28 protein-coding genes are annotated in these 24,929 nt (G+C 39.5%); 2 read left to right on the top strand and 26 right to left on the bottom strand.

The annotated features are described in order from the left end of the window. Positions 1-51 precede the first annotated feature (51 nt). The 22 genes from secA to ACSSTM_RS14255 all read right to left on the bottom strand — a co-directional run bounded on the left by secA (position 52) and on the right by ACSSTM_RS14255 (position 19,037). Positions 52-2,577 carry a preprotein translocase subunit SecA gene (gene secA / locus ACSSTM_RS14360; protein ID WP_034660134.1) on the bottom strand — a complete coding sequence of 842 codons (2,526 nt, stop codon included), beginning with the start codon at positions 2,575-2,577 and terminating at the stop codon, positions 52-54. 186 nt (positions 2,578-2,763) lie between these two features. Next, positions 2,764-3,327 carry a ribosome hibernation-promoting factor, HPF/YfiA family gene (gene hpf / locus ACSSTM_RS14355; protein WP_034660135.1) on the bottom strand — a complete coding sequence of 188 codons (564 nt, stop codon included), beginning with the start codon at positions 3,325-3,327 and terminating at the stop codon, positions 2,764-2,766. 189 nt (positions 3,328-3,516) lie between these two features. Beyond that, entirely contained in the window at positions 3,517-5,202 is a 1,686-nt protein-coding gene (locus tag ACSSTM_RS14350; RefSeq protein WP_437404214.1) for a methyl-accepting chemotaxis protein, read from the bottom strand. 33 nt (positions 5,203-5,235) lie between these two features. Continuing rightward, complete coding sequence (locus ACSSTM_RS14345; protein WP_309415916.1) at positions 5,236-5,616, bottom strand: hypothetical protein; 381 nt, start codon at positions 5,614-5,616, stop codon at positions 5,236-5,238. 13 nt (positions 5,617-5,629) lie between these two features. Continuing rightward, complete coding sequence (gene fliT / locus ACSSTM_RS14340; protein WP_034660138.1) at positions 5,630-5,971, bottom strand: flagella biosynthesis regulatory protein FliT; 342 nt, start codon at positions 5,969-5,971, stop codon at positions 5,630-5,632. After that, complete coding sequence (gene fliS / locus ACSSTM_RS14335; RefSeq protein ID WP_034660139.1) at positions 5,968-6,372, bottom strand: flagellar export chaperone FliS; 405 nt, start codon at positions 6,370-6,372, stop codon at positions 5,968-5,970. Before fliS ends, fliT begins: the two co-directional genes overlap by 4 nt. 17 nt (positions 6,373-6,389) lie before the next feature. Further along, on the bottom strand, positions 6,390-7,904 hold the full coding sequence (locus ACSSTM_RS14330) for a flagellar hook-associated protein 2 (protein ID WP_034660140.1): 1,515 nt from the start codon (positions 7,902-7,904) through the stop codon (positions 6,390-6,392). A 20-nt stretch (positions 7,905-7,924) separates the two neighbouring features. Beyond that, entirely contained in the window at positions 7,925-8,266 is a 342-nt protein-coding gene (flaG, locus tag ACSSTM_RS14325) for a flagellar protein FlaG (protein ID WP_034660141.1), read from the bottom strand. A 153-nt stretch (positions 8,267-8,419) separates the two neighbouring features. Further along, complete coding sequence (gene csrA / locus ACSSTM_RS14320) at positions 8,420-8,644, bottom strand: carbon storage regulator CsrA (protein WP_003212955.1); 225 nt, start codon at positions 8,642-8,644, stop codon at positions 8,420-8,422. Further along, positions 8,638-9,072, bottom strand: coding sequence for a flagellar assembly protein FliW (fliW, locus tag ACSSTM_RS14315; RefSeq protein WP_034660142.1), 435 nt, complete (start codon positions 9,070-9,072; stop codon positions 8,638-8,640). The genes csrA and fliW overlap by 7 nt, the downstream gene beginning before the upstream one ends. A 28-nt stretch (positions 9,073-9,100) precedes the next feature. Next, positions 9,101-9,679: a DUF6470 family protein gene (locus ACSSTM_RS14310; protein ID WP_034660143.1), complete on the bottom strand. Its 579-nt coding sequence runs from the start codon at positions 9,677-9,679 to the stop codon at positions 9,101-9,103. A gap of 48 nt (positions 9,680-9,727) precedes the next feature. After that, positions 9,728-10,639, bottom strand: a complete 912-nt coding sequence (gene flgL, locus ACSSTM_RS14305; RefSeq protein WP_034660144.1) for a flagellar hook-associated protein FlgL — start codon at positions 10,637-10,639, stop codon at positions 9,728-9,730. A 9-nt stretch (positions 10,640-10,648) separates the two neighbouring features. Beyond that, positions 10,649-12,169 carry a flagellar hook-associated protein FlgK gene (gene flgK, locus ACSSTM_RS14300; protein ID WP_095285727.1) on the bottom strand — a complete coding sequence of 507 codons (1,521 nt, stop codon included), beginning with the start codon at positions 12,167-12,169 and terminating at the stop codon, positions 10,649-10,651. 15 nt (positions 12,170-12,184) lie between these two features. Then, positions 12,185-12,667, bottom strand: a complete 483-nt coding sequence (locus tag ACSSTM_RS14295) for a flagellar protein FlgN (protein ID WP_034660146.1) — start codon at positions 12,665-12,667, stop codon at positions 12,185-12,187. An 18-nt stretch (positions 12,668-12,685) separates the two neighbouring features. Beyond that, entirely contained in the window at positions 12,686-12,949 is a 264-nt protein-coding gene (gene flgM, locus ACSSTM_RS14290; RefSeq protein WP_003213252.1) for a flagellar biosynthesis anti-sigma factor FlgM, read from the bottom strand. A gap of 79 nt (positions 12,950-13,028) precedes the next feature. Then, positions 13,029-13,448: a TIGR03826 family flagellar region protein gene (locus ACSSTM_RS14285; protein WP_034660147.1), complete on the bottom strand. Its 420-nt coding sequence runs from the start codon at positions 13,446-13,448 to the stop codon at positions 13,029-13,031. Between the two features lie 56 nt (positions 13,449-13,504). Continuing rightward, positions 13,505-14,191, bottom strand: a complete 687-nt coding sequence (locus ACSSTM_RS14280) for a ComF family protein (protein ID WP_170938415.1) — start codon at positions 14,189-14,191, stop codon at positions 13,505-13,507. Further along, on the bottom strand, positions 14,188-14,481 hold the full coding sequence (locus ACSSTM_RS14275; RefSeq protein ID WP_034660149.1) for a late competence development ComFB family protein: 294 nt from the start codon (positions 14,479-14,481) through the stop codon (positions 14,188-14,190). The genes ACSSTM_RS14280 and ACSSTM_RS14275 overlap by 4 nt, the downstream gene beginning before the upstream one ends. Positions 14,482-14,547: 66 nt before the next feature. Then, entirely contained in the window at positions 14,548-15,927 is a 1,380-nt protein-coding gene (locus ACSSTM_RS14270) for a DEAD/DEAH box helicase (RefSeq protein WP_141227726.1), read from the bottom strand. 120 nt (positions 15,928-16,047) lie between these two features. Then, complete coding sequence (locus ACSSTM_RS14265) at positions 16,048-16,890, bottom strand: DegV family protein (protein ID WP_095285726.1); 843 nt, start codon at positions 16,888-16,890, stop codon at positions 16,048-16,050. Positions 16,891-17,107: 217 nt separating this feature from the next. Next, a complete protein-coding gene (degU, locus tag ACSSTM_RS14260; RefSeq protein ID WP_008348273.1) occupies positions 17,108-17,797 on the bottom strand; it encodes a two-component system response regulator DegU in 690 nt (229 codons plus the stop codon). A gap of 64 nt (positions 17,798-17,861) precedes the next feature. Further along, entirely contained in the window at positions 17,862-19,037 is a 1,176-nt protein-coding gene (locus ACSSTM_RS14255; RefSeq protein ID WP_003213166.1) for a sensor histidine kinase, read from the bottom strand. A gap of 221 nt (positions 19,038-19,258) precedes the next feature. Between ACSSTM_RS14255 and ACSSTM_RS14250 the strand changes: the two genes are divergently transcribed. Beyond that, a complete protein-coding gene (locus ACSSTM_RS14250; RefSeq protein ID WP_012011434.1) occupies positions 19,259-19,927 on the top strand; it encodes a YigZ family protein in 669 nt (222 codons plus the stop codon). Continuing rightward, entirely contained in the window at positions 19,912-21,003 is a 1,092-nt protein-coding gene (locus ACSSTM_RS14245; protein ID WP_034660153.1) for an LCP family protein, read from the top strand. Before ACSSTM_RS14250 ends, ACSSTM_RS14245 begins: the two co-directional genes overlap by 16 nt. Before the next feature lie 35 nt (positions 21,004-21,038). Here the strand turns inward: ACSSTM_RS14245 and ACSSTM_RS14240 are convergent, their stop codons facing one another. The 4 genes from ACSSTM_RS14240 to tuaF form a co-directional block, all read right to left on the bottom strand. After that, positions 21,039-22,106 (bottom strand): glycosyltransferase family 4 protein, encoded by a 1,068-nt coding sequence (locus ACSSTM_RS14240; protein WP_034660156.1) that lies wholly within the window; start codon positions 22,104-22,106, stop codon positions 21,039-21,041. A gap of 134 nt (positions 22,107-22,240) precedes the next feature. Continuing rightward, on the bottom strand, positions 22,241-23,431 hold the full coding sequence (tuaH, locus tag ACSSTM_RS14235) for a teichuronic acid biosynthesis protein TuaH (protein WP_034660717.1): 1,191 nt from the start codon (positions 23,429-23,431) through the stop codon (positions 22,241-22,243). A 25-nt stretch (positions 23,432-23,456) separates the two neighbouring features. Continuing rightward, entirely contained in the window at positions 23,457-24,212 is a 756-nt protein-coding gene (gene tuaG, locus ACSSTM_RS14230; RefSeq protein ID WP_045210160.1) for a teichuronic acid biosynthesis protein TuaG, read from the bottom strand. 24 nt (positions 24,213-24,236) lie between these two features. Continuing rightward, entirely contained in the window at positions 24,237-24,914 is a 678-nt protein-coding gene (tuaF, locus tag ACSSTM_RS14225; RefSeq protein ID WP_095285725.1) for a teichuronic acid biosynthesis protein TuaF, read from the bottom strand. Positions 24,915-24,929 lie beyond the last annotated feature (15 nt).

Raw genomic sequence — 24,929 nt, 5'->3', positions numbered from 1 at the left:
ATGTATGGGGGCTGACGTGAATAGAAAGAGGTTTTCACCTCTTTCCATTACTTATTCTGTCTTCCCATGACAATTTTTATATTTCTTGCCGCTACCGCAGTGACATGGTGAGTTTCGTCCAATGTCTACGACTTTACGTACCGGCTTCTTTTTCACTGTCTTCTCCTCATCACCCTCTTGAGGCTGATGAGCTGTTGTTTGACCTTGAACGACTTCTTCACGTTCTAGGTTGTTTTGAATTTCTGATTTTAAGACATATTTGGCTACATCATCTTCGATTGAAGCAACCATATGCTCAAACATCGCAAATCCTTCCATTTGATACTCACGAAGCGGATTCGTTTGTGCATACGCGCGTAAATGAATCCCTTGGCGCAGCTGATCCATTGCATCGATATGATCCATCCACTTTGAATCCACCGCACGAAGAACGATGACTTTTTCAAATTCTCGCATTTGTTCATCGCCATATGTTTCTTCTTTTGCATCGTATTTTTCTTTAATACGATCCATGATGAAGGAGGTGATTTCATCTGCTTCTTTGCCATAAATATCTTTGACCGAAATAGCTCCTTCATCTAAATAGTTCGTGTTGATTAATTCAACAAGCCCATCTAGTTTCCATTCTTCAGGAAGCTCTTCTTTCGGCGTATAAGAACCAACAGCCCGCTCAATTGAAGATTGAATCATATTGATGACAATCGATTTTAAGTTATCAGAATCGATGACTTCAAAGCGTTGTTTGTAAATCACTTCACGCTGCTGACGAAGTACATCGTCATATTGCAGAAGCTGTTTACGGGAATCAAAGTTGTTCCCCTCGACGCGTTTTTGAGATGATTCAACGGCTTTAGACACCATTTTACTTTGGATAGGTGTAGAGTCATCCATGCCAAAGCGGTCAAGCATCGCCATCGTGCGCTCTGCACCAAATCGGCGCATCAATTCATCTTCCATGGAGAGATAGAATTGAGTAATCCCTGGGTCTCCTTGACGACCAGAACGTCCGCGAAGCTGGTTATCAATACGTCGTGATTCATGACGCTCTGTCCCAATTACAGCTAGACCGCCAAGCTCTTTGACGCCTTCGCCAAGCTTGATGTCCGTACCACGACCTGCCATGTTTGTCGCAATGGTGACGGCTCCTTTTTGACCAGCCTCTTCAATAATTTGTGCCTCACGCTCATGGTTTTTCGCATTTAACACTTGATGAGGAATCCCTTTATTTTTAAGCAGCTTAGAAATAAGCTCAGATGTCTCAACCGCTACTGTTCCGACAAGAACTGGCTGCCCTGTCATATAGCGCTGCGCAACATCCTCAGCCACTGCTTTAAATTTACCTTCCATTGTGCGGTAAATTAAATCAGGTCTGTCATCACGAACCACTGGTTGATTGGTCGGGATTGTCACAACCTGCATGTTGTAAATGTTACGGAATTCTTCTTCTTCCGTTTTCGCTGTACCAGTCATACCAGATAGCTTTTCATACATACGGAAGTAGTTCTGGAACGTAATCGTTGCAAGGGTCATACTTTCGTTCTGCACTTCGAGACCTTCTTTTGCCTCAATAGCTTGATGCAGACCTTCACTATAACGGCGTCCTTTCATTAAACGTCCTGTGAAAGAGTCAACAATAACGACTTGGCCTTCTTCAACGACATAATCCACATCTTTTTGCATCGCAACATGTGCCTTCAGCGCCTGAGCGATGTGATGGTTCAGCGCAACATGCTTAACATCAAATAAGTTCTCGATGCCGAATGCTTTTTCCGCCTTCGTCATTCCGCTTTCTGTCAGCTGTACACTTTTTGTTTTAATATCATATGTGAAATCATCTTCTATTTTTAATGTACGAACAAATGCATTGGCTTGTACGTAAAGCTTTGTAGATTTCGCAGCTTGTCCAGAAATGATAAGAGGTGTTCTCGCTTCATCAATTAAGATGGAGTCAACCTCATCGATCACGGCATAATGAAGCGGTCTTTGAACCATTTGCTCTTTGTAAAGCACCATGTTATCTCGTAAATAGTCAAAGCCCAGTTCATTGTTTGTTGAATACGTGATATCAGCGGCATACGCTTCTCTTTTTTCATCTTTGTCTAAGCTGTTTAAGTTTAAGCCAACCGTTAAGCCAAGAAATTCAAAAATCTTGCCCATTTCCTCTGCATCACGGCTTGCCAAATATTCGTTGACTGTCACAATGTGGACGCCTTTTCCAGAAAGAGCATTTAAATAAACAGGCATTGTTGATGTCAACGTTTTACCTTCACCTGTTTTCATCTCAGAGATGTTGCCTTCATGAAGCGCGATCCCCCCCATGAGCTGCACCTTAAACGGGAACATTCCTGTCACGCGGCGTGATGCCTCGCGAACCGTTGCAAATGCTTCAACCAACAGGTCATCCACGGATTGTCCTTTTTCAAGTTTTTCTTTAAATTCAATCGTTTTATTTCGTAAAGCCTCGTCAGATAATTTCTCGAAATCTTGTGCGAGAGCTTCGATTTCATTTGCTTTTTTTTCATATTTGCTGATCGTACGTTTCGTAGGATCAAACACTTTGTTTAAGATTCCAAGCATATAATAACGCTCCTCTATTTCATGCAATTTTTCGGCATGTCCAAAAGATTGACAGGTCCATATTTACCTGCATTTATCATACCATACCTTCCTTCATTTCCAAAGAATTTGCAATGATTTCGCACAAAAAACCCGTCCCTTATGAAGGGAACGGGTTTACTTTTTTTAGGTTGTTTTTAGATCAGATTAAGCGTTTGGCTCAATGAGTCCATATTTTCCATCATTTCGGCGATAGACCACATTGGTCAAATTTGTCTCAGCATTTGTGAAGACGAAGAAACTATGACCTAACATGTTCATTTGAAGAATGGCCTCTTCGCTATCCATCGGTTTTAAATTGAATCGTTTTTGTCTGACGATTTCTGTTTCATCAATTTCTTCGTCATCTTGAACAGCTACATCAGGCGTCCCATTTCCTCCAGCAAATAAGTGTTTTTTGGCACCTTGCTCGCGGAATTTACGGTTTACTTTTGTTTTGTGCTTTCGAATTTGACGTTCTAATTTACTGGCTGCTAGGTCTACTGCATTGTACATATCTTCATTATGCACCTCAGCTCGAAGTGCTAGATCAGTCATTGGAATGGTAACCTCAACTTTAGATTCTTGATCATTGTAAAACTTCAAGTTCACGTTGACTGAAGCATCTACGTCTGTTTCAAAATAACGCTCCAGCTTTCCAATTTTTTTCTCGACATGATCTCTTAGTGCAGGTGTTACGTCGATGTTTTCTCCTCTGACATTGTAATTCATGTAAAGAACGCCTCCTTTAAAATTAAGGATATGTAAACCTATTTCTACTTTTCCCTCCTTTTCTCCTGCTCAAACGTAAAAAAAATGTGAATATTCATTGAAATTTGTCGAATTTTGCGGTGCTTCAACTGTTGCTTGATAGGTGATGAATATATATTCGGCTCATTCTTGAAAAAGACCAGCTCACGTTTAAATCGTGAAAGATGAAATGGATGTTTTCAGCGAATGAGATAAGGTTTTTAAATCTTCCGCCGCTGCTTTCATCTCTTCATTTGCCGCCAATGATTCTTCAACAGCCGCAGACATGTACTCCGTCTCTTCTGAATTGCGTTTGGCTCCTTCTTCAATGACCCCAACCGTCTGAGATATTTCCTCTGTACTAGCTGAAATTTGCTCTGCAGTGGCTGAAAGTTCCTCTGCTTTCATCGAAATATCACGAATAGATTCCAAGATTTCATGAAAGCTCTGTTCAGACAATTGCGATACTTTCACACCTTCTGCTACATCCTGCTCAACCTTTGTCAATGAGTGTGATGATTTTTCAGTATCTTTGTTCACGTTCGCGAGTAATTGACTAATTTGATCTGTCAGCTGACTAGATTCTTCCGCCAGTTTCCTCACTTCATCTGCTACAACCGCAAAGCCTCTTCCATGTTCTCCTGCTCTTGCCGCTTCAATAGCTGCATTTAAAGCAAGCAAATTCGTTTGGTCAGCAATGGCATGGATATGACCTAACAAATCTTCAATGCCAGTAAACTGGGCTTGTACATGAGCCATTGTGGAATGGTGCTCGTTCACAGACGCTTTGATAGAGCTCATTTGTTTTACGAATTGCTGAATAAGCGCTGCACCCTCTTCAGCCTTTTCAGTCACTGAAATTGAGTGACCCGAAACATCGGATGTGTGTTCAGCTGCATTTTGCATACCAGTCGAGACTTCTTGAATCGCAGAAGCTACTTTTCCGACCGCGTCTGATTGTTCACGTGAAGCTTCACCGACCTGTTCAATCGAACTAGATGTCTGCTCGCTAGCCGATATGGTTTCATGAATGGTTTCCTCAAACTGAGCAGCAGAATCAGCTAATTGTCTTGATCCATTTTGCACCTGTAAAATGAGCTGACGTAAATGAGTCGTCATTTGATTAAAAGCGGTACCAAGTTGGCCAATCTCATTTTTAGAGGTCACTTCAATCTCTTCAAGTGTAAGATCACCATCTGCCATCCTTCTCGCGGCATTTGTGACAGAAACAATCGGCTTTGTCATACGATAAACGAATCTTGTCCCAATCACCAAAAAGCCAACAATAATGACCGCACTAACTAGAATGAGTGTGAATAGTAATTGGTTACTGTCTTGATTGAGCTGATTGATTTTCTGGTCACGTTGCTTCAACTGGGTTTGAGCAAATTCTTTTGTAAAGGTATGTATTTCTTGTTCGATAGGCTGTAATTCTTGACTGAGGCGGGTGTTGAATTCTTTTTGATTTTGCATATTCAATGAATTAAATAGTCGGTTCGTTGAGGTGTAGTAGAGATAATTCTTTTCTGAGATTTGATCTAATAGATTTTTTGCTTGTTTGACAGAGCTCATTTTTGTAGCTTCCGTTGTTTTCTTATTAATCTCTTCATATGTTTGCTCAATTTTCTGTAAATTTTCAGCATCTTGCACGACAACATAGGTTTTGATTTGTGCTTCCTGCTTTTGCAAAAGCGCCTCTAATTCCAGTGAGGTCTGATAAAGCTTCACTTCTTTACTGAGAAGCGTCTTGTAGGATTGATCTGTTTTGTAATAGATAAAGCTTGAGAATCCTAAAATACTGACAAACAATACACATATGACAATAAGCCCAAACAAAAATTGATTTTTTAGTCTCATAATTTCCTCCGAATGGTCTGAATTGAACAAAAATTAATGAATGACATACGGCCTCATACAGGCATGTATTTCATCCATCCACTTTCTATATTCAGGCATAAAATATGATGTAAGGAATGATTGGAAGTGTATTGAAGGGAATGTATAGAAAGCTAGTATATCAAAACTTAAAAAAATTTGATCAAACGAACGAATCGTTTTGGCAAAGTGCTCATTTTCTATAATTGAAAGCAGAAGGGGATGCGTTGTCTCTAAATGAAAGAAGGCATGGATCAGATCATTAAAGATCCGATCCCCTTCAGTTTTAGCAAAATCCTTCTCAATTTCATCTAAATATTTTAGACTCTCTTCTATCGTATATAGAAGTTCATAATATGTGGTTAATAAAATATAGTCATCTGAACGATACGCCACAGGTCTCACCTAATTATTTCCGTTTATCGTAATATACGCCGTCACTCGTCATAGGCTGGTATGGATTTTGATAATTCAGCTGTTTTGTTTTCTTTCTTTGAATGGCTTGAATATCTGCTCTTATCCCATTTTGGATCACAGTTAATTGCTTCGCCATCTGTTGATCTGTTTGGATGATTTCTTTGATTTTCTCTTTTTCTTGATCCGTCAGCTCATGCTGAATATCTCTCATTAATTCGTCTCTCTCAATCAAAAAGGCATCAAAGTCTTCAACCAAGGTGTCACTTTGCGGATTTGCCGCTATTTCGGCTGCCATTTTTAATGTTTGGTCATGCAGCTGGTCCACAATACTCATAGAGATCCCCCGATAGAGTGATGGCGCCCTTTTCGATCGGTTTGAATAACTTCCTTCCATGCATCACGAAAATCAGTTACGTATTGCTCTACTTCATTCAACATCTCTTCGTCATTTTGAAGATTGGCTTCAATCAGTCTGCGATAAATGTAATCATACATACTTGCCATACTCTTTGATACGTCATAAGAACGATTTAAGGTGCCATTTAATTCTTGAATGATGTTTTGAGCCTTTTTCAGGTTCACATTTCTCGTTTCTGCATCCTCTTTTTGAATGGCATACTTCGCTAGTCTAATGAACTTTAAGCAGCCTTCATAAAGCATAAGCGTCAACTCAGCAGGTGTTGCAGTCTCAATAGAATTTTTCTGATAGGCGGCATAAGGGTTCTTTATTGCCATATGTTATAAACCTCCAATTATTGTCCAAGCAGTTGAGAAAGATAGCCAGATTGGTTGTTTAGCTTTTGAATCGCGCTATCCATGGCATTAAACTTTGTATAGTAACGAGCTTCAACAAGTTTCAAACGGTCTTGGAACGTACTCATTCGTTTTGTTAAAGAATCAAGGTCCTTACCAAGTCCGTATTCCTTTAATTCCATCGTTGTGCTGCCAGCCTTTGTTTGAATGCTCTTCGTGAAGGCTGATAAGGAATTTTTGACACGATAAATGATTCCTTGTTCTTGATATTGCTGCTGCGCTTTATCTTGATCTTTTGAATCCACATTTAACGAACCTGAGATAAACATTTGACTGACCTTCTGCGGGTCTTCTTCAATGGCTTTTCTTAGTTTCGGTTCATCAATGACAAGCTTTCCGCCATCTTTATATTTATCTGAAGTGGTAATTCCGATTTGTGTCATGTGAATTCTATTCCCATCACTTGTCGTAATATCAGCATAAAAATCACTTCTTATTTTAGAGGCACCACCTCGTAAAATGGAATCACTTCTCAGCAAGCCAGACTTCGCTGTCGTTTCCCATAGCTCCACTTCTTTGTCAGACATTGCTTTTTTCTCTTCAGCTGTTAAAGGATGATAGTCCCTATTTCTTTTTTCATTGACTTTGCCATTGACCTGCTCAACAAGTTCATTGTATTTATCAACAAATTGTTTAATTTTATCAAAGATTGTATCGACATCTGTTGAAACGTTTAAGCTGACAGGCTTATCGGTTGTCCCTTTAAGCTCGTACGTAATACCAGCTTGCTCAAATGTATTGTTGTTATTTTCCATTTTCAGACCATTAATCTCGTATTGTGCTTTTTGCCCTTGAGTGGTCGCAACTAATTTGTTATCTCCATCCACTTGGAAGCCTAATTGAGTGAAGAATGAAGCTGAATTACCATCAGCTGCTTTAATACTGACACCTTCTCCCGTTGTCCGTGAAGTGAGAGCGACCGTATCGACATAGTTTGATCCGTCAAAGATCTGTCCTTTGTAAGCCGTCACACCTAATTGCGAGTTGTTCAGCTTTTTCACGATGTCATCAATTGTATCGGTATCAGAAGTATTGATCGTCACCGTTTTCGGTTTTGTCGAATCTGGTGTCGTCACTTCGAATGTAAACGTGCCATTTGTTGGTGTAAATCCAGATGTACCAGATGATTTGAAGACGGAAGCTGTCGCTAATTGGGTGACATTGATTGAGCCAGAAGTAGCATTAGTTGAGCCAGTTGCTGTGACAGCAGATTCATTTGAGCTTGTCACCTTTTTTGCGCCATATGTACTTGGACGCGTTAAGTTTAAACTGTTGATCAAATCATCTAATTCTTTGACTTTCGAGTTCACCTCGCGATAGCTGTCTCTTTGCCATTCAAGTGTTTGTTTCTGGCGTGTCATTTTATCAAGTGGTGCTTGCTCAGTTTTCATTAGCTTTGATACGATTTCATCAATATCAAACACATTTGAAAATCCAGTAATTCGATTGACCATTTTTTATGTTCTCCCTTCACTTACATTCTTTTATCTACAAATAAACCGACAATTTCTGTCATTGCCGCATAGAAATCAAGCCATTCCTTGGAAGGAATTTCTCTAATGACTTCTTCTGTTTGGTTATCTACGACTTTGACATAATATTCATTGAGTTTTTCATGTAATTCAAATTGCAGATGAAATTGAGTGGGTTCAATCAGCTTGTTTGCTCCTTGAAGCGTTTTTTCAATTTCTTCTTTTGAAACGACCTTGCCATTTGCTTGTAAATTAGAGTTTACATTGTCATTCTGGTTATTAGAAACACGGGTTTGAAATGCATCGATAATTGGCTCTAGCGATGTCACCTTACCAACAGACATAGTTATTCAGCTCCTGTGCTTTAATCTACCTTTTATATCGGCTTTGAATTTTCAAATTAAATATAGATGGACCGATTTGTTAAAGTTTCATATAGATGGTGAACATCCACACAGAAACGTGGAGAAGGATAGCTGAATCAGATAAAAAAATCCTCACTTTTTTTGTGAGGATAATTGAGAGAGGAGATCTACAGATAAACTCGCAGCACGACTGTTCTCTTCTTGAATAGACAGGTACACTTCTTTTCTATGAATATCAATGTGCTTAGGAGCCTCAATCCCGATTTTCACTTGATCGCCTTCGATTGAAATAATCTTGACTTCAATATCATCGCCAATTTGAATCGACTGGTTTAATTTACGCGAGAGAACTAACATGAGGATGCCACCTCTAACAAATGTTTTGTATGATAGGCTGAATCATGCAAAATCACCTGCTTGGCTTTCATGTTTTTCCGGTTCACAATAATAGGCGCTCTTAAATTGGCTGTCGTTTTTTCAATAGAAGATTCCATTGTTAAGATCACCATGACTTCCACATCATTGGCATCTTCTACTTCTAGAATATCTACGACCGTTTCGTCTAGATCGAATTCATATTGATTGAAGAATAAAAACGGACTGCTGACAATAAAGCCTAACTCTGCGTTTTTCAATGATTGAAGAACTAAAAATGGAGACTCTTCTGATAAAGGTAAAATGACAAACTGTTGTTGATCTAGAAATCCTGGTATTCCATTAGAGAAGTTGATGATTTGCTCCTCTTTGATTGTCATTTCACCATGGTATTTTGTTTGAATGATCATAATTCACGACCTTTTTCATTTTTCTTAACTATACCTTATCACCATTTTGGCCCGTTTCGTCAACTTCTATTTTTAAATCTGGGTATTGTAACATATCAATATTGACCTTACCTGGCTGGTAGTTAACGATTGGTTTATGAGGCGTTGCCTCTATAATAGCTTTTTGAGGCTCCACATCAATTTGAAGCTCAGATGGCTGATAGTGAATTTTGACACTAAAGAATGAAGGGATCACACCAATGGTGAATTGTTTGGCTGGAGGGGTGCCATTGATTTTGGCAAACTCGGCAATTGCATTCCCACCATTCTCGATCTTGATGAGTTCACTGCCTTCTTCCGCTCTTCGGCCCATTCCCTCTCCAACAGCACGTTTCCCCTCAGCTGCCCATTCCTCAGATCGTCTAAAAATCGACTTGATATCCATATCGGCAAATGCTTCGGTTTGATCTATGGTTAATTTTGACGGTGTCCTTGTCATATTCATGACGGCTCTGGGCTGCTGAATCTCAAGGTCTGCTCTTGGCTGCTCTACTTCTTGCCGAGAAGGAGTTGTCGACATTTGCAGCTTTGCATAGGTTTGTTGCATTAACAATCTAGGGATTTGCATATAGGTACACCTCCATGATGCAAAAAAGCACCCAACGGATGCTTTTTATTATCTTAAGAAATCGACAAGGGATGGCTGAATAACTTTAGCCGTCGTTGCTAAAGCAGCTCTATTCACAACCTCTTGTTGAAGAAGATCAATAATTGCTTTTTCACTTTCTACATCTTCATTATCTGATTTGGCATTTTTCAGTACTTCGAATTGTGAAGTCAAGCGACTGCCTACTAAGTCAACACGATTTGAACGGGCTCCTAGGTCCGAGCGCTCAGCACTCATCACTTCTTTAAACTGATCGATACTTCCTAACGCATCATCAGAATTTGCGAACGTTCCATTTTTCAATGAGTTTTCTAAATCCGTCAGCATTTCAATGACATTTTGACCGCTGGCAGACTGTCCACCAAACGCTGAAATTGGATTTGAGTTCACATTTAAAGTGATACCATCAGAAATGTTCGACTTAACAGAATTTGCATCTGTATAGTTTTCAAAGTTAAACGTAAACGTACCATCTGCGTTCTCAACAACTGGTTTGACATTTGTATTTGTTCCATTAAATACGAACTTACCTAACATCTGAGTGTTCATCGCGTCAATGATTTGTTTCTTCATCTGGCCAATTTCTACTCCGACAGCTGCTAAATCTTCTGGCTGCTTTGTTCCATTAGCCGCATCAAGCACTTTATCTCGTACATTTGACATAATATCAATGATTTCAGTGACACTTGTTTCAGATGTATCAATCCAGTTCTGTGCTTCATTTAAGTTTTTTTGATATTGTTCATTTCGAAACATTGCTGTGCTATATTGAAGGCTTTTTACTGCTGCAACGGGATCATCAGACGTTTTTGTGAAACGTCTCCCTGTTTGTGCCTGCTCATTTATTTTAGAAAGTTTTTCATAACTTTTACTAATATTACGAAGTGAGTTTTGAGAAATCATACCTTGTGTGACTCGCATCAGTTATACCTACCTTCCTACGACACCCATGCCGTTTATTACTTTATCCAATATTTCATCCTGTAATGTCACAACTCTCGCAGCTGCATTATATGCATGCTGAAATTGGATCATATTCGTCATTTCTTCATCAATGGAAACAGCACTCGTCGACATCCTACGTTCATTGGCTGAATTGACAAGAGCGGCTGAACTGCTTTCTAGCGTCATGTTCTTTTTCCCTTGGATCCCCATCTCAGCAATGACATTTTGGTAGTAATCCTGGATCGTCGTTGTATTGCCGCCGATTGGTACCTTTAAGTCTTGAATACCAGCTAATTTCGTAGCATTCGAACCGTCACCTTGTGTTTGATTGAGAGATGCTGCAATATTATCTGTTGATGCTAAAATGACATCACTCACTTTGATACGAGCTGCTAAGCCTTTATTCAATTCATTGTTATTCTCAATATCAAAGAAGTCTTGTCCACTTGTGCCATTTAACGTGTACCCCTGCTTATGCACATCGTTAAATGTATCCATAAATACTTGTGCTACTTCATCCAGCTCTGCAAGCATGTCTGGATACATGCCTTTTTCAGCACCATTTGACATGTAGCCATAAGCCTCAACAAGTGCTTTTACTTTACCATTCACTTGAAGCTGATCTGCTGCAATGGTTGTTGTTCCGAATTGAAGTGAGTTAACAAGTCCCGTTGTGTTATCATAGGAGATTTGCAGTTCAGATTTTTCGCTCGTAATGCCATTCAAAATCGTTCCAGCAGATTGTCCATTTGCACCGATAATTTCGATGTTGACAGTTCCTTCAGCAATTTTGAGTGCATTCCCGCCAGATGGATTATAGCTCACTTTAATATCAACAAGTGAGGATAATTGATCTACCAACGCATCACGCGTATCATATAGATCATTTGGAAGATACCCGTTTGGTTCAACTGCTGCAATTTGTTTGTTCACTTCATCTATTTGAGATAAAATCGTGTTCACATTTTTGGCTGTTGAATCGAGTTCTGTTTTTAAATTCTTTTGTATCGTTGTTAAAGACGAATTAAGTAGACGGAATTGATCTACTAAAGCCTGTGCACTTGTTTTAACAACTGTACGCGCAGACGCTGTATCGGCATTTTTTGTTTCAGATAGGACCTGTAATGATTTCCAAAGGTTATCAAAAGCTCTGTTTAAGCCTTCATCCGTCAAATCATTCATAACTCCCTCCATTTGCGAAAGGGCATCAGATTTTGTTGAGTAGTAAGACAAGTTATTGTTATGATCTCTGAATTGCAGATCTAAAAAGCTGTCTCGAATTCTTTCCACGGTTCCAACTTGAACACCTGTCCCCATTTGACCATAATTCTTGCCGTCATAAACAGAAATGACTGGATAAGGATTATCTGCTTTAAAGGTAACTCTTTGTCTTGAGTAGCCATCCGTATTTGCATTGGACACGTTGTTTGATGTGACATAAAGCCCTGCACGCTGGGCTGTGATTCCTCTTTTTGCCGTTTCTAGACCCATGAATGTAGAACCCATTGGTATCCTCCTTGTTTACGCCTTTGAATCAAACAAAGCCCTCTGCTGTTTAGGCTTTGAACTCTCAAGACCATTTTGTCCGTAATTCATATTTTCTTTATTAGGGTTAACGAGATCGAATGTCAGTGAAATAAATTGAAGCGACTGCTGAATGAGCTGTTTGTTCAGTTCATTTACATCTTTCAGTTCCACCATGATGTCATTTAATTTGTCATATAATGAAATGAGCTCTTCTTGATCCGAACCTTCAGCCTTTTCGATACACGCGGTGATGGTTGGCGGTTCATCACTTTGTAAAAATTGAACTGTGGCTTCAATTCGTTTTTCTTCTAATTGAGAAATGGCTTGAATATATTTTTGCTCTAAATTCAGAACCTCTGAAAGAGCATCAATCTCATTGCTTTTCAGCATTTCTGTTTTATCCTTCGACAGCTTCAAAAGCTGTTCATGCAATCCATAGAGACGATGCAGCTCTTCAATGATTATTTTAACTGACATTCACGCTACTCCCTTTTGTTATTGTTGTTTATAAAAATTCAGCATTTTATCAGCAATGCCTTTTGTATCTACTTGATATGTTCCGGCTTCAATGCTTTTTTTAATTTGGTCTATTTTATCTTGGCGTTCTTTCATGATATTCGGCACCTTTTGCATTTCGATTGCCTTTTTAGAAATTTCGACTTTATCAGTTGATTTTGCTTGATTTGATTGCAACGTTTGTTTCTCATATGTTTTCTTGTAAGGATTTACTGGTTGTGTTCCATATCGATTAATTTTCACGGGATTCCTCTCGCTTTCCGTTACAGTCTGTCTTGATTCTATCCATTTTATCGACCAAACTGCAACTTAGTTTAGGGAATCAATCGTTTTTAGGATTAATGGCATAATAGGTGTCTTTTTTCCTAGATTCAATCTCCCTTTTACGCTCTTCTTCTTGATTCATTTGACTCATTTGCGAATGAATATCCTGTTCACATTGGCTGCACAGCTTGTTTTTTCTGATCGGTTGGCCACATCTTTCACAAGGATAGTTGATATTCGGAAATTGACTAATTTGAAGTCTTTTCAAACGGATAAATTTCAAGATTAATTCTTCATCAACTTCTGTTGCATCTACTATTTCAGCAATGGTTGATTGTCTATTACTTTGCTTTCGCAAGAATTTATAAACGATATCAAAAGAACGTTCTTCTTCTTCGAAGCATTTGTTACAAACCGTTTGGATGGTGGTTTTTAAAAACAGCTGATTACATTGTGGACAGTTTGCCAATTGATTCATAACCAAAACCCCTTACGTTATTTTCTCTTCTTATTATCGGTTAATTATCCTGAATTTTAACTACGGATCAACGTAAAAGAGGAAACACTTTTGACACCTGCTTCTTTTAAAATTCTTGCCGCATCATAAATGGTGGCCCCCGTTGTATAGATGTCGTCAATTAAGATAACATCCCTTTGAACGATCGTATCTGTCTGCTTGATTTGAAACATTCTTTTTTGATCTAAACGTTCATTTTTCTTTTTCTTAGACTGCTTGCTTTGATGTATTTTCACAAGCGGCTGCAGGATCGGCTGACCAATCAAGGAAGCAAGTATGACTGACTGATTAAACCCTCTTTCCTTTAGCCTTTCTTTACTTAAAGGAATCGGGATCAGCACAGGTTCTTTAATTGAAAAGGAGCGCTTAAATACTGCTTGGACATCTTGTTTAAAAAGCTCAGCTAAAGCTGTATCACCTCGAAATTTAAAGCGGGAAAGGACATCTTTCATCAAATCGTTGTAAGCATAAACAGACCTATTTTTCACAAGTACTGTAGTAGAATCAGGGCGTTCTTTCCACCTGGAACAGTCTTGACATAATTGATCATTCGACTGTGCTCTCCCACAAGCTGGACAAATCGGGCGTTGAATTTTTTCTAGGTGATGCTTACATGCTATACATAGATGATCATCATTTAATAGAAGTAATGATTTCCATGTAAAAGCAGCGACAAAATGCCCCTCACAAATTAGGCAGATCAATTGTTATCCTTATTTATCGGCAGACGATTTTCGCATCTTGGAAATGTGGTGACCTTTGAAGCAGCTTCTGTCAGAATGACCAGCATGGCCGTATTCTTCTGTTTATCCACCATCTCGGATTTACTGTAAGATATTTTATCGATATCTGTTATATACTGAGGCTTCACTTGATTTAGTGAAATCGCTAATACATCTTCTATACACTTTTCACAGTGACAAATCATGTTTAATTGGTTGAGATATTGATAGAAGATTTCCTTGAGTAGTATTTCTTTTGCATTGAGTAGCATATTTGTCTCTCCTGCCATTTGTGTATTGTGAATATAAATGTACCATGAAATTTAGTTGCACCCACATTATTTTTCAGAAAACTCTTTTGCAGCTGTATCATTCATTTTTACGATATGCTTCTTTGCTTGTTTCATACTTCTCGTTAAACCAAAATGAAAAAAGATAACATCTCCTTTAAAAAAATCGGGATGTCTACCTGCTCTACCAGAAATCTGAACAAGTGCACTCTCTGTAAAGATAGTAGATTCCGCACCTAGTACCCCCACTTGAACATTTGGAATGGTTACGCCTCTTTCTAGAATGGTGGTTGTAACTAGTACATCGTATTTATAATCTCTGAAGTGCTGGACCTTTTGTTTCCTGTCTGGATCATCAGCAGACACCCCTTCTACATTTAAGCGGTGTTCTCTAAGAACCTTCGTTACCTTCTTCATGGTCGAAATAGAAGGAACAAAAAGTAAAATCCTTCTCTTCTTTGTGATATGTTTCTGCATCCAATTCATTACTTTAGGTGGGAGCTGGTTCTTTTTTAATTTCTTCTTCCAATGTCCAATCCATTGAAAGGACGGGACAGGTAACGGTTGTTTGTGAAAGCGCAGAGGAATTTTTATGGCTTCTAGTTGTCCACGAGATACATCTCTTTTCATTTTCTTAGAGGGCGTCGCACTTAAATAAACCCTAACCCCTTTCTTTCTCATTGCCTTTAAAACAGCAAATTGGAGACGTTCATCGATTGAATAAGGAAAGGCGTCGACTTCATCTATAATAAGCACATCAAATGCATGTTTGTATCTCATCAACTGATGAGTTGTGGCGATCACTAGCGGTGCTATTTGGAACCTTTGAGGGCTTCCTCCATAAAGAACAGCTATTTTCATTCCTTGAAATGCTTTTTTAAGCCGCGGCTCTAGTTCAAGGACAACATCTGTTCTAGGTGTCGCAATGCAGACACTCATTCCTTGATGTAAGGCATATTCAATTCCGTAAAAGAGCACCTCTGTTTTCCCTGCCCCGCAAACTGCCCAGATGAGTAGGTCAGATTTGTTTTTTATCGCTTCGATCAATTTTTCGGACGCTCTTTTTTGTCCTTTAGACAGGTTTCCCTGCCATGTTAATTCCGTATGACATGTTTCTTCCATTTGTGGACCCGTCCATTCATAAAGAAAGCCACATTCCGTTGTTTTCCCCATCATGATGCATGATCTACAGTACACACAATCTTTTTGACACATGTCACACGGAGTGTGGGCAAAGTACCGCTTTTTTGATACACCACATCTACAGCAAGTAAGACCATTTGCTTTCCTCTCAATAGCAGGTGTTCGGATGACGAACCCTTTCTCCTCCAGCCAATCCAAATCGGACTGTGAGCATCTTGTTTCAGCGGTAAGCAGGTGGCGTGACTGCAGTTGCTGCCTTAGTTCCATTGCTTTGTCCATGTTCAATTTCACCAAACACCTTTCAACTGATGTTTGCCTATTATGCGCAAAGACATGACCTTTCGTCCAACAGCTAAAATAGAAAAACAAAACCCCTTTTCTATTAGAAAAGAGGTTTTTTAAGATTTATCTAATCACCCAGCCAAGAGCTATAGAGCCTTCGCCTAGATGAGTGCCAATCACGGCACCAAAGTAGCTTTTATAAAATTCAACATGAGGATACTTTTCTGATAAGTGCGCAATTAAGTCGTCTGCTTCTTCTTCTCTATTACCATGTATCAGTGTTGCTCTCATCGGGACACCACGTGATGCATCTTCGTCAAATAATTCAAAAATACGTGAAATGGCTTTTTTCCGTGTACGAATCTTCTCAAAAGGGACAATTAGCTTGTTGTCAAAATGCAGTATAGGCTTTACCTTTAAGAGGCTCCCAATAAAAGCCTGAGCACCATTTAATCTGCCGCCTCTTTGTAAATGAGTTAAATCGTCTACCATAAAATAAGCTCTCTGATTCTCTTTCAGATAATTGAGATGGGCTAACACTTCTTCTAGAGAAGCACCACCTTGGATTTTTTCAGCAGCTTCTATCGCATAAAAACCTTGCGCCATACAGCTAGTTTCTGTATCAAACGGATAAATATCAATCCCGTCAACTAGGTCATTTGCTGAGGCTGCACTATTATATGTTCCACTAATTCCGCTTGAAAGGTGAATACTAATCACGGCATCGTATGTTTCACTTAGTTTTTCATATAATTCTATTAACTCTCCGAAAGCAGGCTGAGAGGTGGTTGGAAGGTCTTTATGCTTTTTGACTTCTTCATAATATGTCTTCCAATCCATTTCTATTTCTTCACGGTATGATTCGCTGCCAAAAATGACATTAAGAGGGATCATATGGATATGATGTTTATCACGCAGCTCTTGTGGTATATAAGCAGTACTGTCTGTTACAACGGCTATTTTCATTCTTAAATACCTTCCTTATCCGTTAAGTTGCTCTTTTTTATTTTCAAAGAATGATCATTGTTATTCATTAGATTTATAATAGTAATCAAAAAAGCCTGCCTAATCAATAGGCAAGCCCGTTATATCCGAAAAAGACTCCTTATCTACCTATCATTTCTCTCCAGTTAACATGTGAGAGAACCAAAAACAGGCGAAAAAGGAGTACTTGTCCGGAACATTATCTCATTTCTACCCAGCCGTTTTTAATTGCTACAACAACAGCTTGTGTACGGTCGTTTACATTCATTTTTTGTAAAATGTTACTCACGTGGTTTTTGACTGTTTTCTCACTAATAAAGAGCGACTCACCAATTCCTCTATTGCTCTTTCCGTCAGCTAACATTTGAAGAACTTCGCACTCACGTCTCGTTAAGATATGAAGTGGTCTGCGAATTTCAGGATATACCTCGTGCTGCGGATGTGCTGAAACGCCACTAGTCGCTAGGCGTCGGAATTCATTTACTAAGTTATGAGTAACTTTCGGATGTAAATAAGATCCTCCGTCAGCTACGACTTTCACTGCTTCAATGAGCGTGTCTGCATCCATTTCTTTTAACAGGTAGCCTCTTGCCCCTGTTTTCAATGCATGTGTCACATAGTTTTCATCGTCATGAATAGATAGAATAATGACTTTTGATTCGGGATAAAGCTCAACTAGCTGCTTTGTAGCCTCTACACCATTTACATTCGGCATATTAATGTCCATAATGACAACATCCGGATGATAGTGTTCTACGATACGTGCAGCTTCGTCACCGTCGTCTCCTTCTGCAACTACTTCAAAAGTAGGTTCAAAATCTAAAATCCGTTTGACACCTTCACGGAATAATTGGTGATCATCAATAATTACAATATTTACTTTAGTCACAAGCTACGCCTCCCCATGTTTATTGTTCTACACCTGAACTTTATGGTCAATATGTCTTTTGTCTCTATTTTACAATTTTATTTTGCAATGTTAATGGCACGCGAATCATGATGAATGTCCCTAGACCTATTTTTGAGTCTATGGTCATTTTACCTTCCAGTAAGTCTACGCGTTCTTTCATGCCAAGTAAACCGAAGGATTTGTTTTTGTTTGTTTTCACATCTTTCATATCAAAGCCTTTTCCATCGTCTTTGATAATTAACGTGACAAAGTCTTTCGTCACTTCTACTTTTACAGAGATTTCTTCAGCTTCGGAATGCTTTAGTGAATTTGTGACAGCTTCTTGGGCTAGTCTAAACAGTGCCACTTCAAATTGAGAAGCAATTCTTTCGCTTTCTGTATCCCCTAGGCATTGGAACGTAATCTTGGTTTTTCCATCATACTCTTCGATTGTGTTTAAATATTTTCTTAGCGTCGGAATGAGACCCAAATCATCTAAAGCCATTGGTCTTAAATCATAAATGATTCTTCTCACTTCGTACAGAGCATTTCGCACATTCTGTCTGAGACTTCTAATTTCTTTAAAGCCTTCTTCTGTCCCACGGTCTCTGAAAATCCGTTCAATTAATTCGGAACGCATCATCACGTTTGCCAGCATCTGGGCCGGACCGTCATGAATTTCCCGGGACACCCTTTTGCGTTCTTCTTCTTGGGCTTCAATAATTCTTAGTCCAAAATCTTGTTTTGCCTGAGCATCTTCAAGTAACACGCCAACTTGGCGTAAGTCCTGATTGAGATAGTTGAGAACAACTGTGATCTGACTCACAAGCGTTTCAGAGCGTTCAATGACGTCTTGCAGGCTTAACAATCGTCTTTCCAGATCGTCTCTTCTTTCTCTCAGCTGCTTTTCGCGCTGCTGGATCATGGTGAGTTCCACTTGCAGATTATGTGCTTTTTCGTAGGCCTCCCGTATTTCTTCTTCGCTAAATTTGTTGAAGTTTCTGCTGACCTCAGATAAGCGATTTCTAGCATGTCTCGTATGGACTTCGAGTTTATCCCCAAAATCAATTACTTCGTTTACTTGCTGCTTGATTTGCTTCAGCTCTTCTACTAGGCTTTCATATTGTTGACGGGACTGTTCGCCTATCCTAAATACTTCGTCCTTGCTGCCATCAACTGTACTTAGCATTTTCATGATGATTGAATCCAATAATTTCGGATCCATTTTAGGTGTTGTCATGGCTTTTCCCTCCCGTAACAGTGATGTCATCTTTTTTTATTATAAATGTCATTGATCTGCATTTTATGTCGAATTATAATGAAAGAATGCGTATAAATCATGAAGTTTTTATGACGACCCTTTTTCCGCCCCTATCATCATAACAAAATACGCTGTAAAATTCTAAAACCAATGCAAATTTTCTCTAGTCTTACAATTTGCTTGTCAGGAGGGTAAGTCTTTTGCTGAATCGCTATCTTACAGTAAAAAGTCGTGGCGAGCATGAGATCGTCATTGAAAAATCACGTTTTATTTGTCATATACAGCGTGCTGTCTCAGAAGAAGAAGCACAAGCATTTATACAATCCATTAAAAAACAACATTGGAATGCCACACATAATTGTTCTGCCTATCTCATTGGAGAACATGACCTGATTCAAAAAGCGAATGATGATGGTGAACCAAGCGGTACAGCAGGTGTGCCAATGCTTGAAGTGTTAAAAAAACGGAAGCTGAAAGATACAGTCGTAGTGGTCACTCGTTATTTCGGCGGTATTAAGCTAGGCGCCGGTGGATTGATTCGTGCCTACGGAAAATCTGTATCAGAAGCCATCAACCATGTTGGTATGGTAGAACGCTGTTTAATGCGTACGATGCACACAACAATAGATTATACATGGCTTGGAAAGGTAGAGAATGAGCTTAGAGCCTCATCTTTTCAGCTAAAAGAAATTCATTATGCAGAAGATGTTATTTTTGAGACGTATGTAGAAGAAACACAAACAGAGCAGTTCATTGAATGGATGACTGAGCTGACAAATGGAAAGAGTGTTACAAAAGAAGGCGAACTGATTTATTTAGAAAAGGACATTGGTCCGATAAAGGAGACAGATGAATGGCACAACGAGTAAGAGTGCGTGTACGAAAGAAAAAGAGTAAGAAGAAGAAAATTTTCAAACGTATCCTGGTCTTATTTTTGCTTCTTATCATCTGCATGGGCGGATTTGCAGTATATAAAATAGTCAATACACTCCAGGCTGCTGACAAAACATATGATGAGCTAGACCGAGGAGAGAAATCGAAGCTTCGTGATGCGGTCATTGATATTAAGAAGAAACCTTTCTCTGTACTATTTGTCGGAATTGAGGATTATGCCACAGATGGTGATCATGGCCGTTCAGATTCACTCATTGTCGCAACGATTAACCCTCAAGACAAAACGATGAAAATGGTTAGTATCCCTCGTGACACACGCGTACAGCTTGCAAGTGACACGACAGGAAATAAAGAAAAGATCAATGCAGCATTTGCTAAAGGTGGAAAAGACGAGACGATTGAAACTGTCGAACAATTCTTGCATATTCCGATTGATAAATATGCAACCGTTGATTTTGACGGATTCAAGGATGTCATTGATGAAGTCGGCGGAATTGATATCGATGTTCCATTTGACTTCAATGAAAAAAGTGATGTGAAAAAATCGAAAAAGATTTACTTCAAAAAAGGCAATATGCATTTAAACGGGGAAGAAGCACTTGCTTACGCTCGAATGAGAAAACAAGATCCACGCGGTGATTTCGGACGTAATGATCGTCAGAAACAAATTTTACGCGCAATGATTGATCAAATGTCGAAGGCAAATAACATTGCGAACGTCGATAATATCGCTAAAGAAGTAAGTGATCACATTACGACCAACTTCCGTATCACAGAAGGTCTTGCACTTCAGCAAATCTACAGCGGATTTAAAGGAAACGACACAGAAACACTTTCTATTAAAGGGTCAGATCTTTATTTAGGACCAAATCGAACGTATTACTTTGAGCCAGATCAAACCAATCTAGCTAACGTACAAAATGAATTACGGACGCATTTAAAGCTTCCTGCTGAATCTTCGACTGAAACAGATTCACAAACCAATCCACCCTCTGGTGAAACAGGGTCAAGTGATACAGCTAATCCTTCGACCAGCACACCAGGACAATAATAAAAACAGCCCAGTTCCTAGGAACGGGCTGTTTTTTATTGTCTTTTGACCATTCGTTTATAGAATTTCGTAAATGGTTTGAACTCTTCGTTGACCAAACCCGTGACTTCCGCAATCACTTGCATAAACATTACCAGTAAAAAGATAATGATGAGCGATAACCAAATGGTCGCGCTTGTCAGCAAAATCGCACTTAAGCTAAAGACTAAGCCAATCATGTAAATGACGATGACCGCCATGCGATGGGACAAGCCAAAGGCCATTAGTCTATGATGAATATGAGATTTGTCTGGCGCTGAAATCGGCTGTTTGTTTAATATGCGTCTAATGATTGCAAAGGTCGTATCAAATATAGGAACACCTAGAATGATCACAGGAACAACAACACTAAACAAAGTGACACTTTTGTATAACCCTAAAAGTGACAGCACCGAGATCATATACCCTAAAAATAGCGAACCGGTATCCCCCATAAAAATCTTCGCCGGATGAAAGTTGTAAAAGAGAAAGCCGATCGTACTGCCAATGACGACAAGAGATAAAGAAAGAATCAGAATCTTATCAGCAGAAAATGCCATCACTGCAATCGTTGATAAACCGATGACAGAAATACCGGCAGCTAGTCCATCAAGGCCGTCAATTAAATTTATGGCATTTGTGATGCCGACAATCCATAGCACGGTGAGGGGATATGCCATCCAGCCTAACTCAATTCGATCTGTTAAAAAAGGAACAGAGAAAAAGTCCATTTTTAAGCCCGTGCTCACAATCAAACAAGCAACAAGAACTTGTACGAGAAATTTAAATTTTGCACTTAAATTATATTTATCATCAAATATACCTAAAATGACGATGAGTACGGCACCAACTGAAATTGCTGTAATTTTATTATGTAGAAACAGCCCGCCTGCTAATGCTCCAGCCGCTACCCCAATAAAAATTGCCAAACCACCCATTCGAGGCATTACTTTATCATGAACTTTTCGTTTATTCGGCTGGTCCACTGCACCAATCTTAATTGCAAACTTTTTGACGATTGGTGTCACAATTAAAACTGTAGCCAGAGAGACAAAAAACGCTAATAAGGCGCGTTCGTAATCCATAGGTCAGTCTCCTTCTAAATTGAAATCTGTATTTTGTATATTGGCCGCTCTTTCCATTATACAATTGAATAGAGGATGATCACAAGCTCCCCCGGTGAAGAAGAAACAAATAAAAACGCACAATCCCGAATGAATTATGCGTTTTCTTTAATATTCGTTAGTTCCACCATGTTTGTGAACAGCGCGTGCCAATCTTTTTTCTTCGCACGGCTTTGTCTTAGATGTCTATAGGTCGTGTCGTCTTTTTTGCTGATCACTTTCAGGCAGGCTTCTACGAAGAGCGCAGGATCATCGCCCTCTAAATATTCATACACATCCTTCTCTTTTAGCCTTTCCGTTGATGGGAGATTTAAACCGACAACCGGTATTCCAGCTGCTAAAAATTCATAGAGCTTGAGAGGGAACACCGCTTGATTGTAAGGGGATTGTTTGTATGGCATCATGCCTACATCAATCAGCTTCATATAAGCAGGTACTTCTTCTGGTGCAACAGCTCCTGTCCAAATCACATTTGGCCGTTTGAGTGCATGCTGAAAAGATGGATCTCCATTCGTTCCATCCGGACCGACAAATAAAAATGTCCAATCAGGCCGCATGCGAGCAGCTTCAGCCATCATGTCAAAATCGAGCTTTGGCTTGATTCCTCCGATAAAACCAAGCACGGTTCCTTCTCTTCCTTCCAGCACATCTTCTTTACACGGAAGATTGCTTTTCGCAAATACATCGTACTCGACGCCATTTTCCACAGTAAACACATCTTTCGGTTCTCCCATAAGACGTTTTTTGATTTGATCGTGTAAATATTGAGAAGAGCATGTAATGCTGTGTGCGTATTTAATGATTCGATTTTCTGCTTTGACAATGACACGCTGCCTCATATAAGAAAGAATGTTGTGTTTGCCGCTTATCGGCTCTCCCCACAGGTCACTGCAATCATAGACAATGTGTTTCCATTCAAATAAGGAAGATAAGAGCGGAAAGCCCGGAAACGTATACCATAAACAAACAGCAATCCCCTTCTTTTCCTCCTGCCGCAAATGTTCAAGAAGAGGGGACAATTTATGAATATAGAACATGTCTTGATATCGGCCAAAGCGAAATAATTTACTCTTGAGCACATCAGGAATGGTCAATTGCTTCATTCGATCTGTTATGGGCTGAAAGGGAGCTGTATGACGAGATGATGACGGGCATACCCAGATGACCTCTTTTGTTTCTGGATCAGATGCTAGAAATTCGGCCAGCCGATGCCGTCTGTACCTCAGTCCGTCCTGTCCCCATTCTCCCGTCGCTACGACAACATGTATGATCGAGTCTGCTTTCACCTTTATCACCTTTTTTCCCTTCTGTTTATAAGCGCTTCTTCACAGCATTTGTCGCATAGTGCATAAAACACCAGGACGCTTTGACAAAATGAAGCTGCTCAATTTCTCTGTAGACAAACCACGTTTTTTTCGCTGCTTTCCACTTGTTACTAGAGATGGAGTTCCCAACGATGCGATATTCACTGAGCGGTTCGCTCATACCATAGGCTGTAAATCCTCTTTTTAATATAGACAGCCATGTAGCTAAATCCTGCCTTGTGCGAATGTTCGGCATTTCCACATGTCCTACCTTTTTAAGATCAAGCATGACCGTTAAACAGCCGATAATGGTATTTTTCAAGGCTTCATTATAATCTAATTTCGCTGGCGCAGTGACGGTTTTTTCTAACGGTTCTCCATTTTCTGCAATGATGTCATATGCCGTAAATGTAAAGGCATAATCATTTGTCAGCATGAAGTCTACCTGTTTTTCAAGCTTCGTCTCTTTCCACTTATCATCGCTGTCTAAAAAAGCAATAAAGCGCCCTTTTGCCTGGTTGATGGCTGCGTTTCTAGCAATGGCGGCTCCCCCATTTTCCTCTAAATAAATGACGTTGATTCTGTCGTCCGCTTGACTTAAATCCCCTAATAGCTTTCTCGTTCCATCTGTAGAACAATCATCTGCAATGATCAGCTCCCAATTGGAATAGGTTTGGGCAAGGACGGAATGAACTGTATCCGTTAAATAACGTTCCGCATTATACGCCGGTGTAATGATGGATACTAACGGTTGATTGTTCACCTAAGACTCATCTCCAGTTCATCATTAAGATTCTTTGAACACTTCGGGTAAGACCACAAACATGAGCGAGATGCTAAAGCCAATGACAAGCCCAAGCAGTGCACGTTTTTTGGCTGACATGCCTTTATTGCCCTCATCAAGTACTTGTGCAGGATCGACAATCTTTGCCTGCTTCATTCCAAGCTTTGTCGACTCCAATTCATATAAGAATCGTTCTTTATCGACTTTGGAATCATTGCTGACAGATTCGTCTTCAAGAGCAGCTAATCTACTTTCAATCACCTGCTGCCTTTTTGTAAATAATGCTTTGTCTTGCTTAAGAAATGTCTCCGACACCTGCTTCACGACAGCCAAAGCGCGATCCTTATCGGCATCTGTGAAAGACAGCTGTAATTGTGTATCTGATTGATTGGTAAGGATGAGACGGGTTTTCACATCCTGCCTTTCTTCTTCTTTGACATCACTGAGTGCTTCGTTTAGAAATGCATCGCTTTTTAATAGAGATGTCACTTCTGCCATATTGTTATACACCCCATCATCATATTTACCAAGAGTGAGGGTAACAGCAGCTGTGTAACTGGACTGCTGCGTAGTTCCTTTAGCAAAAAAGAAACCAAAGGCGCCTAATATGACAGGCAGCAGGATGAGCCATACGATGTACTTTTTGATTCGCTTCCCTATCCTAGATATGAAACCAGACATGTTCATTCTCCCAAC

Origin of the sequence: Bacillus sp. RK1064, assembly GCF_051488405.1 — a bacterium.
Classification (GTDB): Bacteria; Bacillota; Bacilli; order Bacillales; family Bacillaceae; genus Bacillus.
Note: the sequence above shows the minus strand (reverse complement) of the source record. Positions and strands in the feature narration are given on the sequence as shown.